This is a genomic window from uncultured Granulicatella sp. (assembly GCF_963516875.1).
Taxonomy (GTDB): Bacteria; Bacillota; Bacilli; order Lactobacillales; family Aerococcaceae; genus Granulicatella.
This window is the reverse complement of record NZ_CAUQCL010000023.1, coordinates 17,549-28,197: the sequence shown is the minus strand read 5'-3', so window position 1 is coordinate 28,197 and position 10,649 is coordinate 17,549. Positions and strand designations below refer to the sequence as shown.

The window sequence follows — 10,649 nt, the reverse complement described above, 5'->3', positions numbered from 1 at the left end:
TTAATTCCTTCACTAAAATTGTTTCATCAACCCTATTTGACAAAGAGCCTAAAAAAGAAAAGACTTCTCATAGTAGTAAGCGTACAAGTAGCCTCTTTTGGCTACTTGTACTAGGAAACTTTGAGACCTTAGGCTCAAAGTTTAGGCATGAGACCGCAAGGGCTGCTGCCGTCCTTTACTACTATACAGAGAAGTCTATTTATATTCCTTAACCTAGACGTTGACGAGCATCCGCTGCACGTTGGAACGCTTGTCCAATGTAGTTGATACATAACATCATTACTAAGATTAAAATTGTCGCAGGTAACCATACCCACATTTTATTTTCAATAATATCTTGCGTTTTAGCTGCAGAAATCAACGTTCCTAAAGAAGGAGTTGTGTATGGTAACCCGAAACCTAAATATGTTAAACCAGTTTCAATACCAATATTCCCTGCTAAACGTAAAATTAAGTTAACAATAATTAACGAACTAATGTTAGGTAAAATCTCGCGGAACATAATTTGTAAGTCGCTTGAACCTAAAGTCTTAGAAGCATTTACATAATCTAAACTAGCTTCTTGCAACGTACGAGTTCTGAATAAACGAGCTGAACCTACCCAGAAGAACAATGTCATAATGATAATAAAGTGGAATAATGTATAGTTAGGAATTACTGTTACAAATACGATGATAATCATTAATGTTGGTAAAATCATGATGAAATCAACAATACGCATTAATGTAGTATCAACCCATTTACCATAATACCCAGAAATCAAACCAACGATAATCCCGATAATACACGTTAAAATTGTAATCGTGAAACCAATTGTTACAGAGTTACGAGCTCCGATGACTAACATCGCAAATACATCACGACCACCTTCATCAGATCCTAATAAAAATCCATTAACTCCTGGTGCTTTATAACGTTGTAAAATATTTACTTTCAAGGCAGTTGCTTCATTAATGAAAAACGGACCAATGTAAATAAATAAGAAAATTAAAGTTAAGATAATTAATGCTGCAAGAGCAATTTTATCTTTTAAAAATTCTCGCACAATAACCTGGAACCCAGTAGGTGGGGTAGATACGGTGCTTTCTTTTGTTACATCTTTTTTATCTTGCGCCATTTGCTACTCCTCCTTTTCTATTGTACGCGAACCCTAGGGTCAACGATACTCATAATAATATCAGATAATAATGTTCCTAATAGTGTTGCTGTACCAAATAGTAATAACAACGCTAAAATAACAGAATAGTCACGAGATGAAATTGAACTTACGAATAAGTTCCCCATTCCTGGATATGAGAAGATGTTTTCAATAAACACTGAACCACCAATTAAACCTGTGAATTCATATCCTAAGAATGCAGCAATTGGTAAAATTGAGTTACGGAAAATGTGACGGTTAAATACGACTTTTTCAGGAACCCCTTTTGCACGAGCAGTACGAACATAGTCTTGACTCTTCGCATCAATTACCCCAGTTCTTAAATATTGAACTGTACCAGTTGTTGATAAAATCGCCATTGTTAATGCTGGTAATAATAAGTGGTGGAATCGATTAATTAAATAACCAACAGATCCTGGTGAAACACCTGAATCAACAGAACCACGAGTTGGGAACCAACCTAATGTATAACCAAATAACCATAATAGAATTAAGGCAAATACGAATGTTGGAATTGAATAAGTAATGAAGTTATAAACAACGATTAACTTATCAGCCCAAGAGTTTTGATAACGTCCTGCAACCATCCCTAGAGGAAGTGCAATTAAATACGTTAAAATTAATGTTAATAATGATAACCAAACTGTATTGCCAATACGTTCACCAATTAATTTAGTAACGGCATATTTATAAGTATAACTTTGTCCAAAGTCTCCTTGGAAAGCTTTACCCATCCAACGAACATATTGGATATACCATGGATCATAGAAACCAGCTTTCACACGTAAAGCTTCAATAGTGTTTGGATCTGTTTCAGGAGTAATTAAACCTGTAAATGGATCCCCTGGCATCATTTTAGCAATCAAGAATGCTAGTAAACTTAAAATTAAGATTTGTGGCAACATTAAAAGCACACGACGTAATATAGTTTTCCACATAGTCTAGTTACCTCCCTTTGCTGATGGATTTAACGCAACATAATGCGTATCAGACAATTGTTGTAAATCGAATACACGACCTTTTTCGTCATAGTACATTGTTTGATTTTCTTGATAGAATTTCTCTGCTTCAATACGACGTTGTTTGTTCGCTTCACGGTTTACTGGGTCAATAACTGGAATAGCTGATAATAAACGTTTTGTATAAATATGTTGTGGATTTGCATAAATATCATTTGCTTTTCCTGTTTCAACAAAACGTCCACGATACATAATGAATAATTCATCACACATGTGTTTTACAACCCCAAGGTCATGAGAGATGAATAAATAACTTAAGTTAAACTCATCTTGGATACGTTTCATGTAGTTTAATACTTGCGCTTGTACAGATAAGTCTAAGGCAGATACTGGTTCATCGGCAATAATTAAACGTGGATTACTTGCTAATGCACGAGCTACCCCAATACGTTGACGTTGTCCACCAGAGAACTGGTGAGGGTATTTTAATAATGCTTCTTCAGATAAACCAATAATTTCCATTAATTCAATAACTTTACGACGTTCTTCTTCTGGAGATAAACGGTCGAAGTTACGTAATGGCTCAGCCACGATATCTAAAATACGTTTTTTAGGATTAAAACTTGATAATGAATCTTGGAAAATCATTTGTACATTACGATTATAATCAGAAGTACGGCGACGAGCTTTATTTGTCACATCTTTCCCTTCATACAATACTTTACCACTTGTAACTGGCTCTAAACCAATAATTGATTTACCGATTGTTGATTTACCTGAACCAGATTCTCCTACAAGTCCATATGTTTTTCCTTCTTCAATTTCCAATGTAACGCCATCAACAGCATAAACGTGATCCGTTACTCGGTTAAAGAAGCCACTTCTAATTGGATAGTGAACTTTTAAATCTTCAATTCTTACAAAACCCATTATGCTTCCTCCCCTTCAAAATGGAAATTTTTATAACATGTACAACGAACAAAATGACCTTTGCCAACTTCGTGTAATGTTGGATTTTCTTCATGTTCTTCTGCAGAAATCCAAGGAATACGAGGAGCAAAACGGCATCCTGTACGTGGTAAACTTGGTAATGGAGGAACTGTACCTTCAATTACGTGTAACTCTTGTCCTTCAGAACCAGCTTGAGGAATTGATTGTAATAATGAACGAGTATATGGATGTTTTGGATTTGTAAATAATTCCTCAACAGGAGCAATCTCAACAAATTGTCCAGCATACATCACAGCTACACGGTCAGCAGTTTCCGCAACTACCCCAAGGTCGTGCGTAATTAAAATAATTCCTGATTGTGTTTCCGCTTGAATTTCATTTAATAAATCTAAGATTTGTGCTTGAATTGTTACGTCAAGCGCAGTTGTTGGTTCGTCAGCGATAATGATTGGTGGTTTACATGATAATGCAATCGCAATAACAACACGTTGACGCATCCCACCTGATAATTCATGTGGGTATTGTTTAAATGTACGTTGTGGATTTGGAATCCCTACTTGTGCCAATAATTCTAACACACGTTCTGTACGTTGTTTTTCATCTAAATCTGTATGATATAATAATGCTTCGTCAATTTGAGCACCAATTGTCATTAATGGGTTTAATGAAGCCAATGGATCTTGGAAAATCATTCCAATATCATTTCCACGAATTTTATTATATAAAGTTTCATTTAAATTTACTAAGTTAACATCATTATAAATAATGTCCCCTGTGATTTTTGTGTTTAATTTGTTATGCAAGCCCATAATTGTAGTTGCTAATGTAGATTTCCCACAACCAGATTCCCCTACAATTGCTAAAATTTCATTCTTTTCTAATGTTAATGAAACACCATCAACCGCATCATAAAAATCATCTTTAATACGAAATCCAACATGTAAATCGTTGATTTCTAATAATGGTTTATCGATAGCCAAATTCTATTCCTCCTTTGTCTGAATCGAAAGGTTCATTCCAACCTTCGTGTTTTATCATCTATGATTTCTAAAAATCAATAATGTCACTTGAACATTATTGATATTATACGTATTTTAAAACAAAAATGCAAATTGTATGACAATTCCATTTTTAAAATAACATATGATTATAATACCACGATTCTTTGAAAATTCCTATAATTTTCTACAGAATTTTTTAATAATTTCCTCATTTTTCCAAAAAATAGTTTTAAAATTAAATGTTTTATTTACTTTTTCTCTCATCATTGAAAAATTAATTTTTTCTTATTTCTACTTATAGTTATTGCGTTTAATAAAAAGAAAAAACTTTTAACAGTAGTTATTGTCCTTCACTACTGTTAAAAGTCTATTTCTAAACACTATTTTATTGGATTTTCTGAAACTAATTCTAATGCACTAATAGCATTTTTACGATTATTTGACCCGATATCTGTGCTATAATATTTCACTCTCTTATTAACAGCTGTAATATCATCCCCTACTAAAGTTGGAAATGCAAAAGCTTGATCATGAGCATATTTTTGCCATTCTTTATAAAATTCACGATTCTTTGTAGCATCAAAAGCTTCTTCAGAAGAAATTTTGTTCAAAATGTCTGTTTGTTCTTTGCTGACAAAACGTGTGAAATTAAATTTCGCATCTTCTCCATATAAACCTGTTGGATCTGGATCAAACCCAGTTCCCCATCCAGCAGTAAACATATCAATATCTGAGTCATTCGTTTCAATTTTATCGTAGAAACTATTTACTTCCATCGTTCTTCCTGATAACAAATGAACATCAAGACCGATGTCTTTCCACCATAATAAATATTGTTGAATTAAAGCTTCATTCGCTTCATCTCTTGTTCGAGCTAAAATACTAATCGTTAATTTGGTACCGTCCTTATTTTCTCTTAATCCATCTCCATCTACATCTTTATAGCCTGCATCCTCTAACATTTTTCTTGCTTTATCTGGATTATAAGTAAATCCGTCTTGTTCCTTATTATAGACATCTTTGAAAAATGGTATAATCAGTGAATTTGTTCCTCTTTGCAAGCCATTATATAAGCTCTTACCTGCTTGGTCGATATCTAGTGCATAAGCAATCGCCTGACGTAATACTGGATCCGACATTTTTGCAGTTGGATTCATGACATTTTTCCCTAAAGTATCATCCCATTTTCCTAAATTAAAAGCAATATATTCATATGCTGATTCAAATTTTCCTAATAATGTAATATTCTTCAAATCTTTATAAGTTGTATATTGAGCTCTTGGCATTGAAGCAATATCGTACTTTCCAGCTTTCATTTCAGAGACAATACTATCAGGAGAAACAGCTTCTACTACTAATTGATCAATTTTAGGTCGACCTTTATAATAGTATTCATTCGCTTTATAAGTAACGGATTCTCCTGGAACTATCGATTCAATCGTAAACGCTCCAAGTCCAACTACTTTTTCAGTTCGTGCATAATCACTTTGTTCCCAATCCGCAACTGGAATTGCTGAAAAAATATGTTTTGGCATTATATATGGGCTAATGGGACCTCCAGATAAAAGCATTGAAGGGTACATTTCTTTATAATGAATTTTTACAGAATAATCATCTAATTTTTCTAAACCAGAAATTTTTGAACTTTTTCCATGATGATAGTCTTCCATTCCTTCAATATTTTTATAATTCGAATCATATCGAATTCCCGTATAGTCTTTATGACCGATTCCTTCATAGGTAAAAATATAATCATCAATTGTAACAGGATGTCCATCTGACCATTTATAGTCTTTTGAATTTAGCGTTATTGTAACTGTCTTTCCAGGAACATCGAATTCTAAAGAAGCTAAACCCGAATTAACCAATTTTCGATTTTCATCATATTCAAAAATTGTAGTATCGACATATCCTGCCAATGTACTATCTGATGAATCAGATGCAAGTTCATCAATAAAAAGACCATTAAATGGAGATGCTGTTACAAGAGCATACTTCAAAATGCCACCTTTTATTGGTGTTCCTTCATGAGTAACTTCTGTTGCAAATGTAATATCCTGTGCGTTTGAGTCTTCTGCCTCATTTGTAGAATGTTTGGGAGAACAAGCTCCTAAAACAATAGCAACTGCAAGTGAGGATAAGATTGCTATACTTTGTTTTTTCATGATTTTCCACCCTTTTTGGTTTATTTAATACCGATTCTATTTTAGCACACTACCACGCCAATTCAACCGCTTTCAAAATTTCTTCCTAAATTCTAATGCAACCTTTATAAAATCCGATAAAAATATTACAAAAAATCTCATTAAGATAGTAAAAAAATAACACAAAAGAGCTATGAAAGTTTCCGTTGTAGCTAAAATATGAGACTCGCACAAGCAAAGCTGCTAGCGTCGTCAACTACAACAGATACTATCTTACGCATATTCATATCCATCTCCACAACACAAAAGAGCCATGATAGTTTCCGTTGTAGCTCAAGCAACCAAAGCCAAGCATTGGCTTTAGTTGCACGAAAATTCGAGACCTTAGGCTTGAATTTTAACTATGAGACTCGCACAAGCGAGGCTGCTAGCGTCGTTAGCTACAACAGATACTATCATGGCTCACCCCTAAACAAAAACTCGACCCAAAATCTTTCATTGGGTCGAGAAAAAGCGTGGACTTATTTTACAGGTTCATTTGCAGTCAATTGCAATTTAATCATAGAAGATTCATCGTGATTTGAACCAATTTTTTTATCGTAGTATTTCACACGTTTATTAACAGCAGTTACACTTTCACCAGTAAGTGTTGGGAAGATGAACGCTTGATCGTGTACATATTTTTGCCATTCTTTATAGAATTGAATATTTTTAGCATCATCAAATGCTTCATTTGAAGAAATTTTCTCAATTAACGCATTTCCTTCAGGACTAGAATAACGTTGCATATTGAATTTCGCTGCTTCACCAAATAATCCTTCTGGATTTGGATCATAACCAGTTGCCCAACCAGCAGCGAACATATCGATTTCAGGATCATCCGCTTCAACTTTATCATAGAAGTTATTCATCTCAATTGTACGTCCAGTATATAATTGAACATCCAATCCAACTTCTTTCCACCATAATAGATATTGTTGAATTAATGATTCATTCGCATCATCACGAGTACGAGCAGCAAAGTTGATTTTTAGTTTAGAACCATCTTTATTTTCACGTAAACCATCGCCATCAACATCTTTATAACCAGCATCATCTAATAATTTCTTAGCTTTTTCTGGATTATAATCGAATCCTTCTTGATCTTTATTATAAATATCTTTAAAGAATGGAATAATAATTGAGTTTGTTCCATGTTGTAATCCATTATACAAGTTTTTACCTGCTGTATCTGGGTCAATCGCATAAGCAATCGCTTGACGTAATGCTACATCAGACATTTTAGCATTTGGATTTACAACATTTTTACCTTGTTCTTTATCCCATTTACCAAGTTTAAATCCAATATATTCATATTGTGATTGTAATGAACTTACAAATGTCACATTTGTTAAATTTTTAAATGAATCGTATTGAGCTGATGGCATACTTGCAATATCGTATTTACCAGCTTTCATTTCTGAAACGATACTATCTGGAGAAACAACTTCCATTACGACTTTATCAACATTTGAACGACCTTTATAATAATTAGTGTTTGGTACAAATGTTACTGATTCACCTGGAACCATTGATTCAATTGTATACGCCCCTAGACCAACGTTTGATTTACCACGAACGGCATCACTTTGTTCCCATTCAGCTACTGGGATTTTAGAGAATACATGTTTTGGCATTACATAGCTACTTACTGCACCACCTGCTAATTGCATTGAAGGTGTCATTTCTTTATAGTGAATTTTCACAGTGTAGTCATCTAATTTTTCTAAACCAGAAATTGTTGAAGCAGAACCTTTGTGGTACTCTTCCATCCCTTCAATATTTTTGAAGTCTCCATCATAACGTACACCAGTGTAGTCTTTATGACCAATTCCTTCATAAGTAAAAATATAGTCATCAATTGTGAATTTTTCTCCATCTGACCATTTGTAATCTTGAGAATTTAATTTAACAGTAGCAGTTTTACCTTCTACATCAAATGAAATAGAGGCTAATCCAGTATTTACTAATTTACGATTATCATCATATTCGAACATTGATTCATCAATCATTCCTGCTACAGATGAATCTGTTGTATCAGAAGCTAATTCGTCAATGAATAATCCATTAATTGGTGATGCTGAAACAATAGCATATTTTAATGTTCCACCTTTAATTGGTTCTCCATCATGAGTTACTTCAGAAACAAATTTAGTTTTGTCTGCTCCCTCTGTTGTTGTTTTAGTTGTTGTTGTTGTTTTTGAACCACATGCTGCCATTGTCAGTGCTACTGCAGCTGTTGGTAACCAAAGCCATTTTCTTTTCATCATTTTCATCTCTCCTTAATAAATTTTTCTCAAAAAATTCATCTCTTTTTAATATGGAAATATATTAACACGGATTTTAACTGTTAGCAAGTGTTTTTTTAATTTAATTTTAATTTTTCTTATCTTATCTCATTTTCACTTTAAAAAGACTTTCCTCACGAGCATATATTCATGAGAAAAGTCTTCTAAATATTTTTATTTAACTTGTGTGTCTGATACTAATTCTAATTGATACAATGCTGATTTAGAATTACTTGTACCAATTTTTGTATCATAATATTTCACACGTTTATTAACTGCAGTTACTAAGTCCCCTACTAATGTTGGGAAGATAAATGCCTCATCATGTACATATTGTTGCCATTCTTTATAGAATTCAACATTTTTCGCATCATCAAATGCTTCTGTAGAACTAATTTTGTCGATAATTTGATTTCCTTTATCACTGACAAAACGTGCAAAGTTAAATTTAGCAGTTTCACCGAATAAGTTTGAAGGGTTTGGATCAAAACCTGTTCCCCAACCAGCAGCAAACATATCAATTTCAGGATCATCTGTTTGAACTTTTTCATAGAAATTATTCGATTCAATAGTTCGACCTGTATATAATTGAACATCTAGTCCAATTTCTTTCCACCATAATAAGTATTGTTGAATAAGTGATTCATTTGCATCATCACGTGTACGAGCTGCAAAAGTAATACTTAATGGAGAACCGTCTTTATTTTCACGGATTCCATCTCCATCTACGTCTTTATAACCTGCTTCTTCTAACATTTGTTTTGCTTTTTCTGGATTATATTTAAATCCTTCTTGTTCTGCATTGTAAACATCTTTAAAGAACGGAATAATAATAGAGTTTGTTCCTCGTAGTAAGCCATGATATAGACTTTCACCAACTGCATCCATATCTAATGCATAGGCGATGGCTTGACGTAATACAGGATCTTTCATTTTTGCATTTGGATCTGTAATATTTTTACCACTTGCTTTATCAAATTTTCCTAAATGGAAAGCTACATATTCAAATGAAGATTTAAACGTACTTACTAAGTTTACATTTGTTAAATCTTTATACGATTCATATTGAGCATTTGGCATCTCAGCAATATCATATTTTCCAGCTTTCATTTCTGAAACGATATTATCTGGAGATACAATTTCCATTACGACTTTATCTAATTTTGCACGACCTTTGTAGTAATGTTCATTAGGAACTAATGTTACAGATTCACCTGGAATAATGGATTCTAACTTAAATGGGCCTAAACCAACAAACTTCGTTCCTCGAACATATTCACTCTTATCCCATTCTGCAACTGGAATGCCAGAGAAAATATGTTTTGGCATAATATAAGCATTTAATGCTCCACCTGCCAATTTCATAGAAGGACGCATTTCCTTGAAGTGAATTTTTACAGAATAATCATCAATCTTTTCTAATCCTGATACTGAATCAGCTTTTCCTTCATGGAATTCTTTCATTCCCACTACATTTTCATATTTACTATTATAACGAGAGCCTGTGTAATCTTTATGTCCAATTGATTGATACGTGAAGATATAGTCATCAATCGTTACAGGTTGACCATCTGACCATTTATAATCTTTAGAATTTAAAGTAACGGTTACTGTTTTACCTTCAACATCATAATCAATACTTGCTAAACCTGTATTTGTTAACTGTCTATTCTCATCATATTCAAAAATACTTGCATCAATTTGAGCACTAATCGTTGAATCAAGTGAGTCTTGTGCTAATTCGTCAATGAAAACTCCTTTAAAGCCTGAAGATGCTACTAAAGCATACTTGAACGTACCACCTTTAATTGGTTCACCTTCATTAACTGCTTCTGTCGCAAACTTTGTTTGAGTTCCTAACGGAGTTTTAGTAGTCGCTGTTTCCTTATTAGAATTACAAGCTGTTAAAGCCAATACTGTTGCTGCTGTTGTTACATATAACCAATTCTTTTTCTTCATCTCATTCCTCCAATTTTTCCTCTTCCACATCAATAATACATCAAATTATCTGCAATCATTTTACCATAAATTAAAAATAAAGCAATTTTTTTAATCTTTTTCACTTTTTTCACTCATAAAAATATAATAACCGAATACAACAAAAAAGA

The 10,649-nt window shown here is 33.2% G+C and carries 8 protein-coding genes; 1 reads left to right on the top strand and 7 read right to left on the bottom strand.

Annotation, left to right across the window (positions count from 1 at the left end; genetic code table 11):
* The coding region (locus RWM24_RS07775) for a hypothetical protein (RefSeq protein ID WP_314113140.1) at positions 1-212 on the top strand (212 nt) is incomplete at its 5' end.
* On the opposite strand, the gene RWM24_RS07770 is transcribed toward RWM24_RS07775, so the two are convergent.
* The 7 genes from RWM24_RS07770 to RWM24_RS07740 form a co-directional block, all read right to left on the bottom strand.
* Positions 209-1,117, bottom strand: coding sequence for an ABC transporter permease (locus tag RWM24_RS07770; protein WP_314113138.1), 909 nt, complete (start codon positions 1,115-1,117; stop codon positions 209-211). The two genes, RWM24_RS07775 and RWM24_RS07770, sit on opposite strands and share 4 nt — an antisense overlap.
* 17 nt (positions 1,118-1,134) lie before the next feature.
* Positions 1,135-2,097: an oligopeptide ABC transporter permease gene (gene opp4B / locus RWM24_RS07765; RefSeq protein WP_314113136.1), complete on the bottom strand. Its 963-nt coding sequence runs from the start codon at positions 2,095-2,097 to the stop codon at positions 1,135-1,137.
* 3 nt (positions 2,098-2,100) lie between these two features.
* Positions 2,101-3,048 (bottom strand): ATP-binding cassette domain-containing protein, encoded by a 948-nt coding sequence (locus RWM24_RS07760; RefSeq protein WP_314113134.1) that lies wholly within the window; start codon positions 3,046-3,048, stop codon positions 2,101-2,103.
* Positions 3,048-4,049 carry an ABC transporter ATP-binding protein gene (locus RWM24_RS07755; RefSeq protein WP_314113132.1) on the bottom strand — a complete coding sequence of 334 codons (1,002 nt, stop codon included), beginning with the start codon at positions 4,047-4,049 and terminating at the stop codon, positions 3,048-3,050. Before RWM24_RS07755 ends, RWM24_RS07760 begins: the two co-directional genes overlap by 1 nt.
* Before the next feature lie 401 nt (positions 4,050-4,450).
* Positions 4,451-6,235, bottom strand: coding sequence for an oligopeptide ABC transporter substrate-binding protein (locus RWM24_RS07750; RefSeq protein WP_314113130.1), 1,785 nt, complete (start codon positions 6,233-6,235; stop codon positions 4,451-4,453).
* A gap of 500 nt (positions 6,236-6,735) precedes the next feature.
* Positions 6,736-8,523: an oligopeptide ABC transporter substrate-binding protein gene (locus RWM24_RS07745; protein ID WP_314113129.1), complete on the bottom strand. Its 1,788-nt coding sequence runs from the start codon at positions 8,521-8,523 to the stop codon at positions 6,736-6,738.
* Positions 8,524-8,715: 192 nt separating this feature from the next.
* Positions 8,716-10,500, bottom strand: a complete 1,785-nt coding sequence (locus tag RWM24_RS07740) for an oligopeptide ABC transporter substrate-binding protein (protein WP_314113128.1) — start codon at positions 10,498-10,500, stop codon at positions 8,716-8,718.
* Between the last annotated feature and the right edge of the window lie 149 nt (positions 10,501-10,649).